This is a genomic window from Rhizobium sp. OAE497 (assembly GCF_040546565.1).
Lineage (GTDB): Bacteria > Pseudomonadota > Alphaproteobacteria > Rhizobiales > Rhizobiaceae > Rhizobium.
In genome coordinates this window covers 747,111-765,458 of record NZ_JBEPOA010000002.1, presented here as the reverse complement: position 1 = coordinate 765,458, position 18,348 = coordinate 747,111, and the positions used below count along the sequence as shown (strand labels likewise).

General features: G+C 63.0%; 17 protein-coding genes. 4 read left to right on the top strand and 13 right to left on the bottom strand.

The window, feature by feature from the left end:
• Positions 1 to 4 precede the first annotated feature (4 nt).
• A complete protein-coding gene (locus ABIE40_RS23085) occupies positions 5 to 904 on the bottom strand; it encodes a LysR family transcriptional regulator (protein ID WP_199628340.1) in 900 nt (299 codons plus the stop codon).
• Positions 905 to 1,096: 192 nt separating this feature from the next.
• Here ABIE40_RS23085 and ABIE40_RS23080 point away from each other — a divergent pair, with 192 nt between their 5' ends.
• Positions 1,097 to 2,404 (top strand): MFS transporter, encoded by a 1,308-nt coding sequence (locus ABIE40_RS23080; protein ID WP_354541151.1) that lies wholly within the window; start codon positions 1,097 to 1,099, stop codon positions 2,402 to 2,404.
• 27 nt (positions 2,405 to 2,431) lie between these two features.
• Here the strand turns inward: ABIE40_RS23080 and ABIE40_RS23075 are convergent, their stop codons facing one another.
• Complete coding sequence (locus tag ABIE40_RS23075) at positions 2,432 to 2,809, bottom strand: RT0821/Lpp0805 family surface protein (RefSeq protein ID WP_199628342.1); 378 nt, start codon at positions 2,807 to 2,809, stop codon at positions 2,432 to 2,434.
• A 382-nt stretch (positions 2,810 to 3,191) separates the two neighbouring features.
• Here ABIE40_RS23075 and ABIE40_RS23070 point away from each other — a divergent pair, with 382 nt between their 5' ends.
• Entirely contained in the window at positions 3,192 to 4,121 is a 930-nt protein-coding gene (locus ABIE40_RS23070) for an aldo/keto reductase (RefSeq protein WP_112711279.1), read from the top strand.
• Positions 4,122 to 4,170: 49 nt separating this feature from the next.
• Here the strand turns inward: ABIE40_RS23070 and ABIE40_RS23065 are convergent, their stop codons facing one another.
• From ABIE40_RS23065 to ABIE40_RS23030, 8 genes are all read right to left on the bottom strand, one after another.
• On the bottom strand, positions 4,171 to 4,419 hold the full coding sequence (locus tag ABIE40_RS23065; RefSeq protein WP_199628343.1) for a hypothetical protein: 249 nt from the start codon (positions 4,417 to 4,419) through the stop codon (positions 4,171 to 4,173).
• Between the two features lie 8 nt (positions 4,420 to 4,427).
• Positions 4,428 to 4,739 carry an ArsR/SmtB family transcription factor gene (locus tag ABIE40_RS23060; RefSeq protein ID WP_246777612.1) on the bottom strand — a complete coding sequence of 104 codons (312 nt, stop codon included), beginning with the start codon at positions 4,737 to 4,739 and terminating at the stop codon, positions 4,428 to 4,430.
• A 191-nt stretch (positions 4,740 to 4,930) separates the two neighbouring features.
• Positions 4,931 to 6,106 (bottom strand): DUF5666 domain-containing protein, encoded by a 1,176-nt coding sequence (locus ABIE40_RS23055; protein ID WP_199628344.1) that lies wholly within the window; start codon positions 6,104 to 6,106, stop codon positions 4,931 to 4,933.
• Positions 6,103 to 6,957, bottom strand: coding sequence for a DUF6502 family protein (locus ABIE40_RS23050; protein WP_199628345.1), 855 nt, complete (start codon positions 6,955 to 6,957; stop codon positions 6,103 to 6,105). Before ABIE40_RS23050 ends, ABIE40_RS23055 begins: the two co-directional genes overlap by 4 nt.
• 234 nt (positions 6,958 to 7,191) lie before the next feature.
• Complete coding sequence (locus ABIE40_RS23045) at positions 7,192 to 7,575, bottom strand: hypothetical protein (RefSeq protein ID WP_199628346.1); 384 nt, start codon at positions 7,573 to 7,575, stop codon at positions 7,192 to 7,194.
• Positions 7,576 to 7,584: 9 nt separating this feature from the next.
• Positions 7,585 to 8,631, bottom strand: coding sequence for a flagellar hook-associated family protein (locus ABIE40_RS23040; protein ID WP_199628347.1), 1,047 nt, complete (start codon positions 8,629 to 8,631; stop codon positions 7,585 to 7,587).
• A 5-nt stretch (positions 8,632 to 8,636) separates the two neighbouring features.
• Entirely contained in the window at positions 8,637 to 10,097 is a 1,461-nt protein-coding gene (gene flgK, locus ABIE40_RS23035; RefSeq protein ID WP_199628348.1) for a flagellar hook-associated protein FlgK, read from the bottom strand.
• Positions 10,098 to 10,109: 12 nt separating this feature from the next.
• Positions 10,110 to 11,402 carry a flagellar hook protein FlgE gene (locus ABIE40_RS23030; protein WP_199628349.1) on the bottom strand — a complete coding sequence of 431 codons (1,293 nt, stop codon included), beginning with the start codon at positions 11,400 to 11,402 and terminating at the stop codon, positions 10,110 to 10,112.
• Between the two features lie 521 nt (positions 11,403 to 11,923).
• Between ABIE40_RS23030 and ABIE40_RS23025 the strand changes: the two genes are divergently transcribed.
• Together ABIE40_RS23025 and ABIE40_RS23020 are read left to right on the top strand one after the other, a co-directional pair.
• Positions 11,924 to 12,571, top strand: coding sequence for a TetR/AcrR family transcriptional regulator (locus ABIE40_RS23025; protein WP_112711343.1), 648 nt, complete (start codon positions 11,924 to 11,926; stop codon positions 12,569 to 12,571).
• Between the two features lie 198 nt (positions 12,572 to 12,769).
• Positions 12,770 to 14,953 carry a DUF1217 domain-containing protein gene (locus ABIE40_RS23020; protein WP_199628388.1) on the top strand — a complete coding sequence of 728 codons (2,184 nt, stop codon included), beginning with the start codon at positions 12,770 to 12,772 and terminating at the stop codon, positions 14,951 to 14,953.
• A gap of 9 nt (positions 14,954 to 14,962) precedes the next feature.
• Here ABIE40_RS23020 and ABIE40_RS23015 read toward each other — a convergent pair whose 3' ends face one another.
• From ABIE40_RS23015 to ABIE40_RS23005, 3 genes are all read right to left on the bottom strand, one after another.
• Positions 14,963 to 15,811 carry an IclR family transcriptional regulator gene (locus tag ABIE40_RS23015; RefSeq protein ID WP_199628389.1) on the bottom strand — a complete coding sequence of 283 codons (849 nt, stop codon included), beginning with the start codon at positions 15,809 to 15,811 and terminating at the stop codon, positions 14,963 to 14,965.
• Between the two features lie 5 nt (positions 15,812 to 15,816).
• Positions 15,817 to 16,695 carry an alpha/beta hydrolase gene (locus tag ABIE40_RS23010; RefSeq protein ID WP_354541121.1) on the bottom strand — a complete coding sequence of 293 codons (879 nt, stop codon included), beginning with the start codon at positions 16,693 to 16,695 and terminating at the stop codon, positions 15,817 to 15,819.
• A gap of 138 nt (positions 16,696 to 16,833) precedes the next feature.
• Positions 16,834 to 18,297: an enolase C-terminal domain-like protein gene (locus ABIE40_RS23005; RefSeq protein WP_199628350.1), complete on the bottom strand. Its 1,464-nt coding sequence runs from the start codon at positions 18,295 to 18,297 to the stop codon at positions 16,834 to 16,836.
• Between the last annotated feature and the right edge of the window lie 51 nt (positions 18,298 to 18,348).

Genomic DNA, 18,348 nt, shown 5'->3' with positions numbered 1-18,348 from the left:
GCGATCAGCCCATCGAGCGGAATGTCTCGAAGATCAGCGCCCGCAGCCAGCGATGGACGGGATCGGCATCCATCCGCGGATGCCAGGCCTGCACGATATCGAAACCCGGCATGACAAAGGGCAGGTCGAAGGTCGCGACCTGGTCGGCGGCGGCCGATCTCAGATAGGACTTTGGGATCGAACCGATCAGATCCGATGTCGAGGCGACCGCGATCACTGCTGGAAAGCTCGGGACGATCAGCTTGACCTCGCGGTGGGCGCCAAGCTCCGCCAAGGCCCTGTCGACAGGACCGGCAAAATCGGCCTGTGGGGAGAAGACGACATGGCCGCAGGCGGCATAGGCACCGACAGTCAGCTTGCCCGCGTCAAGAATGGGGTGGCCGTGTCTGGCAACACCGACATAGCGGTCCTCAAACAGCGTCTGGCAGCGCAGCTCGCCGGCATCGGCGGGCAGGACCCCGATATCGAGATCGACGGCCGCCTCTCGCAGGGGGGTCACGTCCTTGTCCGATCGCGGCGCGAAGCGAAGGCGGATGCCCGGCGCAGCACCGGCGACGGCGGCGCTCAAGGTCGCGGCGTAGAGAAGCACGAAGGCCTCGTTGGCGCGGATGGTGAAGTCGCGGCTGATCTCGCGAATATCAAGTGTTGCCGCCGGGCTCAGCACCCTGACCACAGCCTCTCTCAGCGCGTGGGCGTCTGCGGCGATAGCCAGAGCATGCGGGGTGGCGACCATGCCGCGGCCGGCGGGCACCAGGATCGGATCGCGCAGCGCGGTCCGCAGGCGCGACAGCGTTCTGCTCATTGCGGAGGTGCTGAGGTTCATCCGGCGCGCGGCGGCCGAGACGCTCTGCTCCTGCAGCAGAGCATCCAGGGCGACCAGCAGATTGAGATCGACTTCCGTCATGGCTGGACGATATTGATGAATGGCGTTTGATGCAACGGTACTTTTACTTCGTTGCGTCTGGCGCAACTCGTCCGCAGAGCGTAGCTATCGGGCATGGAAATCAAAGGGAGTGTCCTGATGTCCCTCGCCTCAACAATGCCCGTCGTCGATGAGCCCGGCCTGAAGTCGGCGCGCAGCCGGATTGCCGTCGCGCTGATCCTGTCGACCATCGTTCTCGTCGTCCTCGACGGCGCAATCGCTAATGTCGCCCTGCCGTCGATCGCGCTGTCGATGAAGGCCGATGCCGGCAGCACCGTCTGGGTCGTTTCGGCCTATCAGCTGGCCGTGCTTGTCGCCATTCTGCCCTGCGGGGCGCTCGGAGAAATCTACGGCGCCCGGCGGGTCTTCCTCGCCGGTGTCGCGCTGTTTACCACAGCCTCGGCGGCCTGCGCCCTTGCCGGCAATCTGCCCGTTCTGGTCGTTGCCCGTTTCGCGCAGGGGCTCGGCGGCGGCGCGATCATGGCGCTTGCGATGATGAACCTGCGCGCTGTCGTGCCCGAACGATCGCTTGGGCCGATCATCGGCGTCAACGCCATGGTTATCGCCATCTCGGCGGCTGCCGGCCCCGGCATTGCCGGTGCGATCCTCTCCGTGACGCAATGGCCGTGGCTCTTTGCCGTCAACCTGCCGCTCGGCGCTATCGTTCTGATCGGTGGGCGGTTGCTTGGGAAGATGGAGCGCGCCGATCGCCCGCTGAACACCAGGGCGCTGCTCCTGAACACACTGATGTTTATCCTGTTCTTCTGCGGCACCGAACGGATCGCCACCGCGCCGGTTGCCGGCATTGCCCTGATCGCCGCCGCACTCGCCTGCCTTGCCGCCCTGCTGCGTCTCGAACGCGGAAGCCGCACGCCGATCATCCCGACCGATCTTCTGGCGGAACCGGCTTTCCGAGTTGCGGTCATCGCCTCGGTCTGCTGCTTCAGCGGACAGATGCTGAGCTACATCGCCCTGCCCTTCTACCTGCAGCACAGCTATCGGATGACCCCAGTTCTCGCCGGCCTCTACATGATGCCCTGGCCGATCGCGACCGCCATCATTGCGCCGGTTTCCGGCCGCCTCGCCAACCGCGTCAAGACGGCCTGGCTCTGCGCCACAGGCGGGGCTCTTCTAGCGCTCGGTCTTCTGATCATCGGCTTTGCGCCATCGGACCCGCATGCCATCGCGTTCCTCACGGGCACTGTGATTTCCGGCTTCGGCTTCGGATTGTTTCAGACCCCGAACAACCGGATCCTGCTGTTGTCGGCACCAAAGGCCCGGAGCGGCGCGGCTGGCGCCATGCAGGGCACGGCACGGCTACTCGGTCAGACCTTGGGCGGGATTTCGATGTCGATCATCTTCACGCTGCTGCCGATATCGATTGCGCTCGAAACGGCAATCCTCACAGCCAGCGCCTGCGCTGCCGTGGCAAGTCTGGTGAGCCTCAGCCGTGGACGGTATGAAGTGGCGGGGAAAGCGTAAACAGCGCCGGAGCGGTGGCGTCGGGGATCAGTGCAATCCCGGCGCCCCGGTCACCTTCCAGGAACCATCGGCCGGGCAGGCAACGCCATCGAATCGGGTCGTGCCTTCCAGGCTTTGGCTGCTCGTCACGAACCGCCGGCATCCATCCGGGCCGTCGCCTGCAGCGTCGATCTTTTCGATAACACCGGCACTGCCCGTCGAAGGATTGGCCCAAGCCAGGGTACTCGCACCGACCGGCGCATTGCCGACAGCATCGGCGATAACCGACTGATCCGTCATCGGAGCCTGCTTCGGCACGGAAGACGTGACCGCCACTGTTTCCAGCGGCTCGGTATGCGAACACGCTGCCAGCGGCAGCAGGAGCATCAAGCAGGCAAGGATCGGCGCAATCGGCTTTTCTGTCATGGAGTCATCCAGTTTCAAAAGTGCCTCTGACACAGCAATGTGTTCAGAAGCGGGCCACTTCGTCGATCCCATGCCGCCATGGTTAGTATGGTCTTAATGTCTGCTGCTACCGCAGGTCAATATGGCGGGAGCAGTTCTTCAAGTGCTTGTGGTGGCGTCGAATTCTCCGATCAGCCTTGGCGATCGCGGCGACCTCCCCTTCGACATCCCGATAAAAAGATTCGATCGCGCCGCCAGAGGTGCTATCTACGTCGCGGGCGCGCTTCAGGAGCGGCCGTTTGTCAGGGCGCTTGTGGGAGGCAGTCCTGACGGAGGAGAGTTTTCGTTTTTGGCCGCGATAGATTGCGGTCGTTCCCTCTATGCTCAACGAGGTCCAGATTTCATGAAAACCTATACTGTCAAGAACACGTCGCTCAGCGTTTCCAGCGTCATCCTCGGCCTGATGCGCATCGCCGAGATGACCGATGCGGAAATCCGCGGGCTGTTCGATGCCGCGGTCGAAGCTGGTGTGACCGTCATCGACCACGCCGATATCTACGGCGGCGAGCGCCACCGCTGCGAGAAGCGATTCGGCGAGGCCGTGAAACTGTCGGCGGCCGATCGTTCGCGGATCAGCATCCAGAGCAAGGTCGGCATCCGCCGCGGCTGGTTCGACTTTTCGCGCGAACATATCCTGCAGTCGGTCGACGGCTCGCTTGCCGCGCTGAAGACCGACTATCTCGACGTGCTGCTGCTCCACCGCCCGGATACGCTGGTCGAGCCTGAAGAAGTGGCCGACGCCTTCGAGACGCTGCACAAGGCCGGCAAGGTGAAGCATTTCGGTGTTTCCAACCATACGCCGGGCCAGATCGAGCTCCTGAAGACCGCGGTGACGCAGCCGCTGCTGTTCAACCAGGTCCAGCTCAGCATCACCCATGCCAATCTGATCGCCCAGGGCGTCGCCGCCAACATGGCCGGTCTCGACCAGTCGATCTCGCGCGATGTCGGCCTTCTCGATTATTCCCGCCTCAACGGCATGATGCTGCAGGCATGGTCGCCCTTCCAGAAGGGCTTCTTCGACGGCGTCTTCATAGGCGACCGCAAGGACTTTGCCGAGCTCAACGACGTGCTCGACGAACTGGCCGCCAAATACGGCGTGACGCCGACCGGTATCGCGGTCGCCTGGATCACCCGTCATCCGGCCAATATCCAGGTCGTCCTCGGCACCACCAAGGCCGCGCGCGTTCGCGAAAGCGTTGCAGGTTCGGATGTCGATCTGACCCGAGAAGAATGGTACCGCCTGTTCCGCGCTGCCGGCAACAAGGTGCCGTAAGATCGGGTGATCCCGTGTCAGCGATGCCCTATACGGGGCATCGCTGCAATCAATCCAGCCGCTGCAGGGCGCTGCCGAGATCGCCGAGCCGGGCGAGCAGCAACGCCATCTCATCGGTATGATCCTGTGAGAGGCGGCCGACGGAGCCGCTGCGTTCCCAGAGCCGCTGCAGCCGCTGGCTGAGACCCGCCGCGTCCTGCATCATCTGCAGGATCGCCTCGCGGTTCTCCCAGGTGGTGACAACGGAGGGCGGGATCTCGTCATATTGTCCGTAAAGCTGCTCGTCTAATCTCAGCATGATGGATCCTATCGTCGAACGGCCGGCGCTGTGCGCGGGGCGGAAAACTGCCGGGACAAATTCTTGAGCAATTCCAGAAGGCAGGGACGGGCCGAGCGGTAGAAGATCAGCTGCCCCTCGCGGCGTGTGGTGACCAGATCGGCCTGCCGCAACCGGGCCAGATGCTGCGACAGCGACGACTGGCCCATGCCGAGCTGTTCCGCCAGATCGCAGACACTCATCTCTTCTTCGTTGAGGATCGCCAGGATTTCCAGTCGCTTGGGGTTACCCATTGCCAGCAAACGCATGGCATACGCCTGGATCATTTCTCGATCGGCCATCGGCAATCGCATCCGTCAACGGTTGATTGAAACAAACGCATGAAAAAACGGGGCGGCCGTCTACCAGCTTGGGGTTGCGCAGGTGGACGGCCGGCGACTGCTGCCGCGGCAAAGCAAGCATTTCAGAATCGCATCCCTAATAAATGGGAATTTTTCCCATATGTCAATTAGCAGGCGCTTCCGCAAGCGCCTCAATCAGGCGCTGGTCCAGGGGGGCCTGACGGCGGACCGCCCGGCCCGCCGAAGCCACCGGGTCCGCCAAAACCGCCGGGGGGATGACCGACACTGCCCGGCGGGGGGCCACCCGGAGGAGGACCACCAGGCGGTGGGCCGCTACCGGGTCCAGGTCCGAAACCAGGGCCATTGAACTGCGAACCGTCGAAGGGGCGCCCGTCAGGCGGCGGACCACCGGGTTGACCATTCGGACCCGGACCTCCGGAAGGACCGAAATCGGTCCGCATGCCGTTGCGGGGATCCATCAGCCGCCCGCCGTCACGCACGGCGATATCGGCAAAGGCATGGCCACCGGGACCGAAGCGCATCGGCCCGCGCGGCGGGAAACGGCCGATCCCGAGCACGAGCGAACTGCTGCCCTGCCGGCCATAGGTCTCGACATTGACGATGCCGCGTTTCAGCCCCGGGACAAGAGGCTCGACGGCGACCGTCGAGACAGCCGTCAAGCCGGCTATAGTCTGGAAGCGCACCAGGGCCGGACGGCCAACAATCCCGAAGTAGCGCGGCCCGAGTGAAAGACCGCCGATCGCAACGCCGGCGCCTCTCGGCTCGGCGACACCGCGCACATGCTGTCCGGCACCCGCCGGGCGTGGCTCGATCCGCCGCGCGACGATCTTGCCGTCAGGCTTGCGGATGCCGAAGACCGCAACGACATCGCCGACCTTCAGCGAACCCGTGTCGAGCCCGTGGGTCGCAACCCGCTGATGCAGGATCGATAGGCTCCGGGAGCCGATCCGGTCGATGCGGCCCTGCACCTCGCTGGTGATGCTGATCCGCCGTGCCCGGCGTCCGTCGAGGAGGACGCGCACGACATGGCCGATCTGCATCTCCCGTGTCGAAACCCGCTTGCCGTCGATCGTGACGGGCGTCCTGCGGGTAAAGGGGATGTGGACGTCGTTGACGATGATCGAGCCGAAGCCCTGGATCGTGCCGACGATGCCCGTACCGCCGATGCCGTGGTCCTCGTTCTCGCCGCCATGAACGGAAAGGCCGGAGCCGCCGATGCCATGGTCGCCGTTGCCGCTATTGCTGCCGCCGCTCTTGCCACGGGCGTCGACAGGCAGGGCGCCGAAAAGCTGCAGCGCGACGCTGCCGAGCAGGAGCTGACGTCTGGAAAGCATGGGAGGCGTCATGGCTTGCCCTCCCCGGCTCCGGTGGGGGCATCAGGCGCGACGGTCTCGTTCATCACGTAGACGCCGGTGATCCAGCGGCCGTCGCCGCCCGGATCCTGCTGCACCAGCTGGTGGGCGATCTTGTTGAGCTTCAGGAGCATCGCCATCGTCTCTTCCCGCGCCATACCGTCGAGACGCGCGGCAAGCTCCGGCGAAATCCGGTCGTAGTGGACGGCGCGCTCCAGATGCGGCGGGCTGTCGCTCAGGACGTTGGTGACGGCCGCAAGCGCGTGGTCATGCAGGTTGCGGGTGAAATAGTGGCGGCGGGCATCGTCGGCAGCGCTCGGCACCACGGAGGCGACATCGAGCGTCACCCGGCCCTCGGCGTCGATTAATGCGGTGCCGCGGTCGAGCCATTCGTCCAGCACGGCGCGCGGGTGCACGTCACGCGTCACCTCGGTGACGAGCCGCTCGAAGGACGGGGCATCGTCGGGCGCGGTGCGCGGCAGCGGCAGCGGCTTGCCGTTTTCGTCGCAATAGGTGGGGTCGGCGAGCCAGCGGGCGATGACACGGCCGGTCTGCGAGACGGCCGGCGGCAGCGCCGCCTCGGAGAGCGGCTCACCGCGCAGGCGGCTGACATCCTTGCGGTGGATGCCGGTCAGAAGCGAGATGCGGCTATCGGTCTGCTGCTTGTTGGCAAGCGCAAAGTCATTTTCCGCCACTTCGATGTAGAGCCTTCTGAGCACCGCCGAAAAAGCCGGAAAGCCGAGCCCGGACGACAGCGCGAGCTTCACCAGCGGCCGGAGCACGCGGATCAGCATGGCCTGCAAGTTCTCCTCGGAGAACGGACGTTTCGCGCGCGGCGTCGGCATCGGATATACCCGGTCTAGCAAGGCCGCCGACCACTGTAACGGGCTGACGGCCATCGATATGCCGTAAGCGAAACCATGCGCTGCCGCAACGCCCCGGCCCTGGCCAGAAAGGCTTCAAATAATGCCATGACCGGCCGGAGGGACGCACCGCTAAGACACCCCTCCGGCCGGCCTTCAGCCGACGCGCCGGATATCATCTCTTGCTGAAACAAGGACATAACAGGCGCACCGCCATCAGTGAACGATGCTATTTTCGGTACCGCCGCCGCCGCCCTGCAGCCCCTCGCCGCTCCAGTCGATCAGCCGGTCGAGCCGCGCGATCTTGTGGAAAACCTGAAAGACGTCGAAGGTCTGGCCGAGCTGGATGTTCTCGGCCAGCAATTCGCAGAGGTCGAAGATCTCCTGCGGCGTCTCCGCCATCTCGACGCCATCGTCGGTGAAGATGCCGGAACGCGGCCAGGCCCGCTCCTGCTTTGCGTCGCGCTTGGCGCCGATAAAGGGGATGGTATCGACGATATTAGAGGCGAGCTGGAAGGAGAGTTCGGTCATATAGGCCTGGCGCGACGTCATCGAGCGTGCCGCATCCAGGATCGAGGTTCGGGGTTTCTGCAGGCTCATCGGGGCCCCTCAGAGATAGTTGACGAGGCTCAGCTGCTGCAGCTTGGAGACCAGCGTATAGGCGGTCTCCAGCTGCGTCTGCAGCTGATTGACGAGGGTCGAGGCCTCATAGACATCGACGCCCTGCAGATCGACGAGGTTGCCCTGATAGAGCGTCGAGCGCGCATCGAGCGCGTCGTTCGCCTTCTCCAGCCGCTCCTGCGACAGGCCGAGCTGGCTCTGTTGCGTGACGATCCCGCTGGTCGCCTGCGAGGCGTAACTGATCGCCTTGGAGGCCACCGCGCTCTTGGCGTCGGCGCCGAGATCCTGGCCGAACAGCGAGGAAATGACGACGGAGGCGAGCGCGAGGTAGCGCATTCCCTCCGAATTGGCGCTGGTCGAAGACGAGATCGTCTCGTTCTCGCTGATGCGGCTCGTCATGCTGTTGCTTGACGCCGACGACCAGCCATTCGCCGGATCGGTCCAGGCGCTTTCCGAGAACATCGGCTCGATCGTGCCGGTGATGAAGCCGGTGATCTCGTCGCCGGAGAGCTCGTTGACCGGCTTGCCGAGGCTCGTGGCATAGTCGTTGAGCGCTGAACTGATCGCCGCCGTCACCGTTGCCGACTGGTCGGTCAGAGGCGTCTCGTCGACATTCGTCCCGGCGAAGACGAACTCGCCGTTGACGGAGGTATTGGCCGTCGAGATCAGCTGCGACAGCGTATCGTTGGCCGCCTGCAGGGCGACCGCGACGCTGGTGGAATCTTGCCCGGCCTGCAGCGCCGTCAGGTTCGAGACCAGCGTATCGCCGGCATCCTTGAGGCTGGAGAGCGCCGTCTGCGACGCGTCCATGCGCAGCCCGACGATCGAGTTGCTCGCCGTCAGCGCATCGGTCAGGCTGATGGCATTGGTCAGGTTGACGGACTTGGCAGCGCCCGACCCGAGTGACACGCCGATATCGCTGTAGACGCCAGTTGCCGCTTCCGTCGAGGCCTGCAGCAGTTTGGTCTGCGACTGGCTGATCGTCAGCCGGAGCGTGCTTTGCATGGCGGATGATGAGACGAAGGATGCTTTCATGGTGATCAGCTCGCAATGTCGAGCAGCGACTGAAGCATCTCGTCGATGACGTTCAGGATCTTGGTCGCCGCCTTGTAGGATTGTTCGATGTCGAGGAGCAGCGTCAGCTCCTCGTCCAGATTGACGCCCGTCTCGTTCGAATAGGCCTCGTCGGAGCGCGACAGCGCGGCCGAGGTATTTTCTGAAGCGGTGGTCGCGCCGCTGCGATATTCTTCCAGCCAGCCGATCGAGGCGCTGGCATAGTCCATCAGGCTCTGGCTGGTGGAGAGCCCGGCGTCGGAGGAGAAATCACGCTTCGCGGACAGCGCCTGATAGAGGTTATCGAGATTGTCGGTGAAGCCTGCGTCGGCGGAGCTATTGAGGTCGGTGATGCCGCTGATATTGCCGTCGCGCAGCTTCATCGCATCGCCGCCCTGGCTGGTGATGACGGCGGTGTTGATCGAAATCGTCGCGGCGATCCCGGTCGTATCGTCGCTTGCCGACGGTGTGCCGCCTGCTGCGCCCGATGACGTCGTCCAGGTGAAAAGCCCCGGCGCACTCGATGTGCCGTCGCTTTCCGAAAAGATCTGCACCAGCGATTTGGCGATCTCGTCGAGCTGCGCCTGGAAGGTCGGCGCCACCTCGTCCCGCAGCTGCAGCAGTGCCTGCAGGCTGCCATTGGCGTCGGTGGTCGAGCCCTCGCCGGCCGTCAACGCCACGCCGTCGATATAGACAGCATTGCCCTCGGTTCCCGCCACATAGGTGGAGGTCGGCGAGAAGGTGACGCTGCGCGGGATCGTCTCGAACAGCACCGTGCCATCGGACGTATAGAGCGCCATGTCGTTGTTACTGCGGGTCACCGAGGTGACGCCGACGATCGAGGAGATCTGCTTCAGCAGCTTCTCGCGCTCATCGAGCGCCGAAGACGTATCGGCGCCGGTGGCGGTCGCGGCCTTGACCGCATTGTTGGCGGTCTCGAACTGCGACAGCAGGTTGTTCAGCGTATCGACCTGCGAAGCGATCTCGGCATCCGCATCGGCGCGGACGGACTGCACGCCGTCGCTTGCCGTGTTCAGCGAGTTCGCCAGATCCTGCGCCGCCGTCACGGCCGACTGTGCGGTGATCGAGCTGCTGGGCGACGTGGCAAAGGTCTGCAGCGCCTGCTGGAAGGCACTGAGATAGGTGCTCGGCGACGTCTCGTAATCGTTGCCGCCGACCAGCGACTTCAGGCTTTCCAGGCCGCTGAGCAGCGTCTGCTGGGCGCTGTCCTTTGAGTTCGACTGCAGATATTGCGTCAGCAGCGCATCTTCCTGCGCCCGGCTGATGGTGACGACCTGGGCACCGGCAAGCGAGGTGGTGACCGATGCCTGGCGGCGCACATAGTCGGAATTGCCGACATTGGCGATGTTGGTCGAGACGATGCTGCTCTGCTTCGCCGTGGTGTTGAAGATGCTCTGGACGCTGTTCAGCGCGGAGGAAAGGGTCATGAGCCTCTCCCCTTAGCGCTTCAGGTTGACCAGGACGTCCATGATGTCCGAGCCCGTCTGGAAGACCTTGGAATTGGCGGTGTAGCTGCGCTGCGCCTCGATCATCTCGGTCAGCTCGCCGGCGAGATCGACATTCGAGCTCTCAAGCGCGCCCGACTGGATCGAGCCCAGTCCGTTCGACTGCGGGAAGCCGGTGACAGTGACGCCGGACATGCCGTTCGCCGAATAGACGTTGCCGCTCAGCAGCGTCAGGTTGTCGGGGCTGGCGACGGTCGCGAGCGGGATCTGGTAGAGCGCCTTGCTGGTGCCGTTGGCATAGGAGACGGAAACGACGCCGGCAGTGCTGATCGAGACCGAGCTGACGGCGCTTGCCGCCTGACCATCGGCCGAGCCGGTCGCCGAGAAATCCGACGACAGCTGGGTGAAGCCGGAATAGTCCATGGTGATCGTCTTGCCGGTGGTGGGATCGACGATGTCGGTATCGGTTGCCGAAGTGAGCTTGCCATCCGCATCGAAGCTAAGCGTCGCGGTGCTGACGGCATCCGACGAATAAGGGAAGGACGTCGTGCTGCCGGTCGCCGCATCGCCGTTGCGATAGACGGCCACTTCCCAGGTGCTGCCGGTGACGGCGCCGTTGGCGTCGGTCGTCACGCCCGTCTTGGTGAAGTAATAGTCGTATTGGACCGTGGCGCCGAGGCTGTCATAGGCGACCAGCGACATCTTCTTGGTATCGTCGGTCACCGAGGCGGAATTGGCGCTCGGCAGCGTCGTGGTATCGCTGACCACTTCGGCAGCGGAATTCAGGTTGCCGCTGAAAGAGGCGCTGGTCGAGGCGATGGCGCTGAGGCCTGACTGCGAGACATTGACCGGAACAAGACCATCGAAACCGTTGACGACGACGGCCGGCGCGCCGGAATCGTAGGAGTATCCCATCAGCGTGAAACCGGCGCTGTTGACCAGATTCCCGCTGCTGTCGACCGAGAAGTCGCCGGAGCGCGTCAGAACCGGCGTGCCGTCGGGGCTCTCGACGATGAAGAAGCCGTCGCCTGAAATCGCCAGATCATAGGCCGAGGTCGTGTAGGAAATATCGCCCTGTTGCGAGATCGCCTGGCGCACCGAGGTCTGCACGCCGCCGGAATTGTAATTGCCCGACGAGGACGGCAGGACCAGCGAGGAGAAGGAGGTCGATAGCGACTTGTAGCCGACGGTATTGGCATTGGCGATATTGTCGGACACCGTGCTCAGGCGGTTTGCCTGCGCGTTCATGCCGGAAACTGCGGTTTTCATGCTGCCGAAGATGCTCATGATCTGATCCCTGTTCTTGGATTTTCTGGACATGCCCCGGACAAGACGGCATTCGGCGCCTAAAAAGCGCGCACGAGGGCTCACGGGCAGCCGGGCACCGGCAACCGCAAAGAGGCTGATCGTGTTGGAATGCCGCCTGATGGCGAAGGTCGCAGCGGATCATCCGCGCGTTTGGAGACCGCCCCTGCGGGACGGCAGCGCATTCAAGGTCTCGAAATCGAGATGTGGGGTCTCGCTCTCCGCGGCGGTTGCATTTTCGCCGGGAGACGGTTTATTGGACACAACGGCGCTTTCTGCTTCGAACGGCAGACGGCGCGGGAAAGCGTCACATCGGTTTGGTGCTGCGAACGGCTGTCATATGCGCTCCTCAGGGGGCAAGTTAGTCGAACAACGCATTACAGAACTAATCAGTTCTCTAATTCTGATTCGGTCAGAGGGCAACTGAATTTTCTGCGCCGGTCGCCGATCTTCAGTTTTGCCGGCCCCGCCCGGCGCTTCGCCAATGGGACTTGCGTGCATCGATGACGGCCGGCGGGAATGAGGACGAGGCACCGCGCAAGCGCGGCAGGCCCAAGGTTTCGAGCGACGACGACAAGCGCGCCAATATCGTCGAGAACGCCCGCCGCATCTTTGTCAGGAACGGCTATGCGGCCAGCACCACGGCGGTCGTCGCCACCGAAGCCGGCGTTTCCAAGCAGACGCTCTACAAGCTGTTCGAAAGTAAGGAAGAGCTCTTTGCCGCCGTCGTCGGCGCGCACCGCCGCATGATGCTCGACCTGCCGCGCGAGGCAGAAGCGATCAGCATCGCCCAGTCGCTCGAGCAGATCTTCATGATCGATATCGACGAGGAGACCGATGCCGACCGCGCCGGTCTGCTGCAGCTCGTCTTCCGCGAAGCGCCGCAATTCCCTGAACTGATCGAGATACTGCACCGCGAAGGCGTTCTCGCCTCCCGCCGCGAGCTCTCGGCATGGCTGGACGAGCGCCGCGCCGAAGGGCGCATCCGTCTCGAGGATAGCGCAAGCGGCGCACGCATGCTGATGGACATGATTTTCGGCGGCATGGGTCCGCCGGAAGGCCGCGCCCAGGCATGGCAGGGCCGCGAGGAGCGTCTGGCGCATCTGCGCCGCTGCATCGCCATCTTCTGCGCCGGCGTCGACGCCAGGTAGCATCCCAGGCATATCAGCGCCATGGCGTTGACATAAAATACAGAACCGTCTAGTTCTTTAATTAAGAACCGGCGCGGGATGACTCGCGTTGTCCGCGCCATGACGGGCGCCGATCTCCACACATCCAAAGCACCCCGACGTGGCCGCCCTCCGCTGGCCGCGAACGCCGATCCGCGCGCCTGCGCCAAGGAGCAGCCCATGGTCTCCACCTATGTCAGCTATCTCGCCATCGCCGGCAACCTGACCACGAGCCTCAGAAACGTCGCCTCGCAGGGCGCGGTGGCGCGCGATACCGACTACTACAAGGAGCACATCACCAAGGTCACCACGGTCGATGAGTTCATGGACGACTACAAGCTCTATTCCTATGCGATGAAGGCTTACGGTCTGGAGGACATGACCTATGCCAAGGCCTTCATGAAGAAAGTCCTGGAGAGCGATCTCAGCGATTCCTCCAGCTTCGCCAACAGCCTGAGCGATAGCCGATATGCCGAATTCGCCGCCGCCTTCAAATTCTCCGGCGAGACCGCCACCGCCCAATCCAGCACCCAGCGGGATACGCTGCTCGACGCCTACGAGGCCTCCTTCGACGCCGAGACCGACGCGATCAGCGAGGAGACCGACTACTTCCAGGAGAAGATCGGCTCGATCACCTCGGTCGACGATCTCCTGTCGAACACCAGGCTCACCAACTTCACGCTCAAGGCTTTCGGCCTCAGCACCGAATATACCTCCACCAGCTTTCTGAGGAACGTGCTGACCAGCGACCCTGATGACCCCGACAGCTTCGTCAACCAGCTCGGCGACGACGTCTATCTGAACCTGGCGAAGGCCTTCAATTTCAACAGCGACGGCTCGGTCGATGGCGAGGCGCAATCCGAGGATCAGACGGCGCTGGTCTCCAGCGCCTATGCTGTCGGCAGCTCGACCTTCGCTTCCTCGGAGACGGGCGAGGCCTATTCCACCTATTTCGCCTCAGTCATCGGCAGCATCACCTCGGTCAGCCAGCTGATGAGCGACGACAAGCTGGTGAGCTACCTCCGCACCGCCTATGGCCTTGCCGATTCCGACAACGACAATTTCATCTCCGCGTCGCTGAAGAGCGCCTCGGTTGCGACCGCGATCGGCCTCTCGGCGCTGCACGATGCCTTCAATTTCGATGAGAGCGGCAATCTCGCCGATGGCGTCAGCGCCCAGACCGCCGACCAGACCGCTTCGACGACCTCGGCCTTCACCTCCGGCTATCAATCCGTGATCGCCGCTGCCAGCAGCGACGATGCAATCGAGAATTACAAGACCCGCATCGCCAGCGTCGCCTCGATCGACGACTTCCTGAAGACCAATGCCAGCGATGACGACGAGGACAATGACGGGCTTCCCGAACTCTCGGCCATCGCACTGACCGCCTTCGGCATCGATCCCTCGACCGTCTCCAAGGCCGAGTTGCGGAAGATCCTGGAAAGCGATCCGACCGACGACAAGAGCTATGTGAACCGCCTGCATGACGATCGTTTCGAGGCATTCCGCGATGCCTTCAATTTCGACAGCGAGGGTGACGTCACGGTTCCCCTGCAGGCGATGTCCTCTTCCGTGATCGACGACTTCGCCACCTATTACAAACAGGACGCCATCCGCTATCTCACCGGCACCGAACAGACGGATGCCTCCGATGCCGCCGACACGGAGATCAGCTATTTTCGCGAGCAGATGGCGACCATCAAGACATCGAGCGAATTCCTTGCCGACGACCGCCTCGTCTCTTTCGCGCTGAAGGCCAAGGGGCTTGACCCCGACGAGGTCAGCGACGACGAGCTCAAGAAGATGTTTGCGTCGGACCTCGACGACGAAAACAGCTACGTCAACGGCCTCGACGATTACCGCTACGCCGAACTCGTCGGCGCCTTCAATTTCGACAGCGACGGCAATCTGTCGGACGAGCCGACGGGAACCGTCCAGCAACGCGGCGACGTCCTCGAGACCGTCGACTTCTATCTGCAACAGACGCTGGAATCCGATCAGGGCGACAGCAATACCGGCGTCCGCCTTGCCCTCTATTTCGAGCGCAAGGCGCCCGACATTTCCAGCGCCTACGACATCCTCGGCGACAGCGCCCTCTTCGAGTTCTTCACCACGAGCTTCAATCTCTCGAGCTACGTTTCCAACATGGATGTCGATAAACAGGCCGAGATGGTCGAGAATTTCATCGACCTGAAGGACCTCTCCGACCCCGACAAGGTCCAGGACCTGATCAAGCGCTTTACCGCCATGTACGACGTCGCCAATGGGACGAACGCCTCGTCACCCGCACTGTCCATATTGACCGGTTCGGCGTCGATCAGCGCCGATACGCTGCTCGCAATGGCGCAGCTGAAGACGGGATAGCCGAAGGCTTCAGTCGCTGAAGATATCGTTGAATTCCGAGTGGCCGCGATTGCCCTGATCGGGGGAGCGCCAGCCGAGCCGGTGGGAAATGTCGTTCGCGACCTGCGCAAGCTCCGGTCCGAGAAAGGCGATACGATCGGACGTCATGCGCAGTTCGATCGCCGAGGCGGAAATCGCGCCGATGACCTCTCCCGAGCGGCCGCGAATGGGAGCGGCGACGCAGCAGACGCCATTTTCGAGCTCCTGCAGGTCGGTCGCGTAGCCGCGCTTGCGTACGTTTTCGAGCTCGTGCAGCACTTGGTCGGTCGTTGTCAGCGTATGTTCCGTGTAGCGGACAAGCGCGCCATCGCCGAGGAGATCGCGGACCCGCTCTTCCCAGAGCCATGCGAGCATCACCTTGCCGGCCGCCGTGCAATAGAGCGGCTGGCGGGAACCGATCCGCATCACCGTTCTCGCGGTGCCGCGTCCCTCATATTGGTCGACATAGATGACCTCCTTGCCTTCCAGAATGCAGAGGCTGACGGTATCGCCGATCTCGTGGACCAGTCTCTGGACGATCGGGCCTGCGACCTGATCGATACGCATGTGCTTGGAGAAGGCGAGCCCGACCTCGAAGGCGCCAAGGCCGATCTTGAAGGTGCCGTTTTCCTGCGCGACGAAGCCGCGCTCCGAAAGCGTCGCCAGCAGGCGCGACACCGTGCTCGGCGAAAGATCAAGCTCGCGCGACAGTTCCGAGAGGCTGAGGCCGGGCGCCTTGGCCAGAATCTGCAGCACGGAAAGCCCGCGGTCCAGCGTGCGGGTGACCGGCAGGACCTCACGGGTGGGCTTGCGTCCGGGACGGTTGGAAGCTTCCTTCATATCAATCAAACGGCCGCCTGGAGTGTCCGTAACTGTTCGCACCAGCGTTCTATTTCGCCGGCTATTACCTTTTCACTTCCGGTGTAGAAAAATTCAACCCCTGCAATCTTCCTCGTCTTCACCAGGGACGATGCCGTGGCCGTGCGGCGCACGCGGGCCAGGAAGTCGTCGATGTCCTTGTTGGCGAGCTTTTCCTTCGAGCCGTACCAGGCAAGGATCGGGCATGTGATGCGCGCCAGCGCCGGCGGAACGCTCTCATAGCCGTAGAGCGACTCGTGGATACGGTCCAGATCCATGTAAGATTCGGCACTGATCGTCGCGACCTGGCGGTCGCCGCGCGTACCCCAGGGCAGCAGTTCCTTTTCCCGCCCTTCCGCGATCATCTTCGCTGCCACGGGATGCAGGTCCTGGCGCATCTTTTCGCGAAACAGCGAACCAGACGAGGCGATGATCAAGCCCGCCAGCCGCGGATCGCGGCGCTCGGCCTGATAGTAAACGACCTTCGCTCCGCCAAGACCATGCCCGGCGAGCACGACGCGGCCCGGATCCTTCGTCGCGAAGTCGATCCATGCGGCGATGTCGAGCGGGGATTCGCTGAACAGCTCCCAGGCACTGCCGCCGAGATAGGCGCCCTTGTCGGTGCGGAACCAGGTGCCGAAATCGTGGCTGCGGAGGTTCGCCGTGATGAAACGGAAGCCGCGGGCAGCGAGCTGCCTGCCGATATTGACATATTCGGCTTCCGAGAACTTCTGGTGCAGGCCGTGAAACCAGATGACCGTTTCGGCGGGCGTCGGCTGCCCCAAAGGCTGCAGCATCAGGCCCTCAAGCGTGAGGCCGTCCTCCGTCTTCACGTAAACGATCTTTTCCGTTGTTTCGTTTTGCAACCAAAGTTCCCTTATCTGGCAGGCTGTCCCAATCGAAAGTCTTTTTGTCCGGATCCGGCAAGCCGTTCCGAATCAAGAGATTATAGCGGGACGCCCGGCGAAGACCGCATAGGCCTCGGGCGCCCCGCCACAATTGCGTCAGGCGACCCGGTACTTTTCGAGCGCAGCCTCGTTCGGATCGCTCGCCATGCCGGGCACGTCAGGAATGGTAACGGTGCCGTCTTCGTTCAGATCCGGCGTGTACTTGTAGACCTGGCCCGCCATCGGGTTCAGTTCCTTCGCGCCGAATTCCAGCATATGGCCGTTCGGGATGGCGCCGAGCAGCTGGATATGCGCCTGCTGGTCGCCATGCGGGCAGATGTTGAGGCCGTGAGCCTGCGCCATGCCGGCAACCTTCATGAACTCGGTAACGCCGCCCATGTAACGGGCGTCCGGCTGCAGGAAGGCGATTGCCTGCGTGGCGATCAGATCGCGGAAGCCATGCTTGGTATATTCGTTTTCGCCGGTCGCGAGCGGAATGGAGGTCGCACGGGAAAGCTTGATGAAGCCCTCGTAGTCATCAGGCTGAACGGCTTCCTCGAACCAGTAGATGTCATATTCCTCGACGCGCTTGGCGATGCGGATCGCGTCCGAATAGGAATAGGCGCAGTTGGCATCGATCATCAGCTTGATATCGGGACCGAGCACTTCGCGAACGGCCTTGATGCGCTCGACATCCTCGGCGATCTCGACGGCACCGATCTTCATCTTGACGGCGCGGGCGTTGTTCTTGACGTGGCCCTCCATCTCGGCCTGCAGATCGCGGGTGCCCTTGCCCTTGCTGTAGTAACCGCCAGCCACATAGGTCGGGATACGGTTGCGGTAACCGCCGAGCAGACGCCAAATCGGCAGGCCTGCAAGCTTGCCCTTGATGTCCCAGAGCGCCATGTCGATCGACGACAGCGCCTTGGTTTCCTGGCCGCGGCGGCCGTAGAGCTTCGGGATCCAGAATTCCTTCCAGACGGCTTCGGTCATCGTCGGGTCCTTGCCGATCATCTTGGCGAGGAACTGCTTGCGCATGGCATTTTCGCCGACATTGTCGCGGCCGATGCCGTAGCCGGTGACGCCGATATCGGTCTCGATCTTGGTGATCGCGATATTGACGTTGACATAGTCGAGATTCCAGGGGTTGTTGGTCTGGCCGGTCAGAAGGTTGTCGGTCTCGATCGAGGTGGCGAACTCGGGCGGATTGGTCTTGGCGATCAGGATACCTCCGGCAGCCTTGACGCGGGCAACGGCGGTGGCGTCGGTGTCGGGCACACGTCCCTTGAAGATCGGCGAACCGCGCTGCGTGAGAACGCCAGCGGTATCGATGCTGTCCTTGACGGTGAACGGCACGCCATGCAGCGCGCCGAGCTTTTCGCCTGACATGACCGCGGCCTCAGCCTTCTTTGCAGCCTCGAGCGCACCGTCGGCCATCGTGACGATGGCATTGATCTTGGGATTGACGGCCTCGATGCGATCGAGATGCGCCTTGACGACTTCGACAGGCGAGACTTGCTTGGTGCGGATCAAGTCGGCCAGTTTGGTGGCGTCGGTATAATAGAGTTTTTCCTGCTGCATCTTCCTGCTCCATTTGACTAACTAACGTTAGTTAGCTACGGATAGAAGCAA

Excerpts from the sequence above, each read along its gene's own strand:
- ABIE40_RS23085 (WP_199628340.1), bottom strand. The coding sequence starts at position 904 with ATGACGGAAGTCGATCTCAATCTGCTGGTCGCCCTGGATGCTCTGCTG.
- ABIE40_RS23075 (WP_199628342.1), bottom strand. The coding sequence starts at position 2,809 with ATGACAGAAAAGCCGATTGCGCCGATCCTTGCCTGCTTGATGCTCCTG.
- ABIE40_RS23070 (WP_112711279.1), top strand. The coding sequence starts at position 3,192 with ATGAAAACCTATACTGTCAAGAACACGTCGCTCAGCGTTTCCAGCGTC.
- ABIE40_RS23065 (WP_199628343.1), bottom strand. The coding sequence starts at position 4,419 with ATGCTGAGATTAGACGAGCAGCTTTACGGACAATATGACGAGATCCCG.
- ABIE40_RS23060 (WP_246777612.1), bottom strand. The coding sequence starts at position 4,739 with ATGGCCGATCGAGAAATGATCCAGGCGTATGCCATGCGTTTGCTGGCA.
- ABIE40_RS23055 (WP_199628344.1), bottom strand. The coding sequence starts at position 6,106 with ATGACGCCTCCCATGCTTTCCAGACGTCAGCTCCTGCTCGGCAGCGTC.
- ABIE40_RS23050 (WP_199628345.1), bottom strand. The coding sequence starts at position 6,957 with ATGCCGACGCCGCGCGCGAAACGTCCGTTCTCCGAGGAGAACTTGCAG.
- ABIE40_RS23045 (WP_199628346.1), bottom strand. The coding sequence starts at position 7,575 with ATGAGCCTGCAGAAACCCCGAACCTCGATCCTGGATGCGGCACGCTCG.
- ABIE40_RS23040 (WP_199628347.1), bottom strand. The coding sequence starts at position 8,631 with ATGAAAGCATCCTTCGTCTCATCATCCGCCATGCAAAGCACGCTCCGG.
- flgK (WP_199628348.1), bottom strand. The coding sequence starts at position 10,097 with ATGACCCTTTCCTCCGCGCTGAACAGCGTCCAGAGCATCTTCAACACC.
- ABIE40_RS23030 (WP_199628349.1), bottom strand. The coding sequence starts at position 11,402 with ATGAGCATCTTCGGCAGCATGAAAACCGCAGTTTCCGGCATGAACGCG.
- ABIE40_RS23025 (WP_112711343.1), top strand. The coding sequence starts at position 11,924 with ATGACGGCCGGCGGGAATGAGGACGAGGCACCGCGCAAGCGCGGCAGG.
- ABIE40_RS23020 (WP_199628388.1), top strand. The coding sequence starts at position 12,770 with ATGGTCTCCACCTATGTCAGCTATCTCGCCATCGCCGGCAACCTGACC.
- ABIE40_RS23015 (WP_199628389.1), bottom strand. The coding sequence starts at position 15,811 with ATGAAGGAAGCTTCCAACCGTCCCGGACGCAAGCCCACCCGTGAGGTC.
- ABIE40_RS23005 (WP_199628350.1), bottom strand. The coding sequence starts at position 18,297 with ATGCAGCAGGAAAAACTCTATTATACCGACGCCACCAAACTGGCCGAC.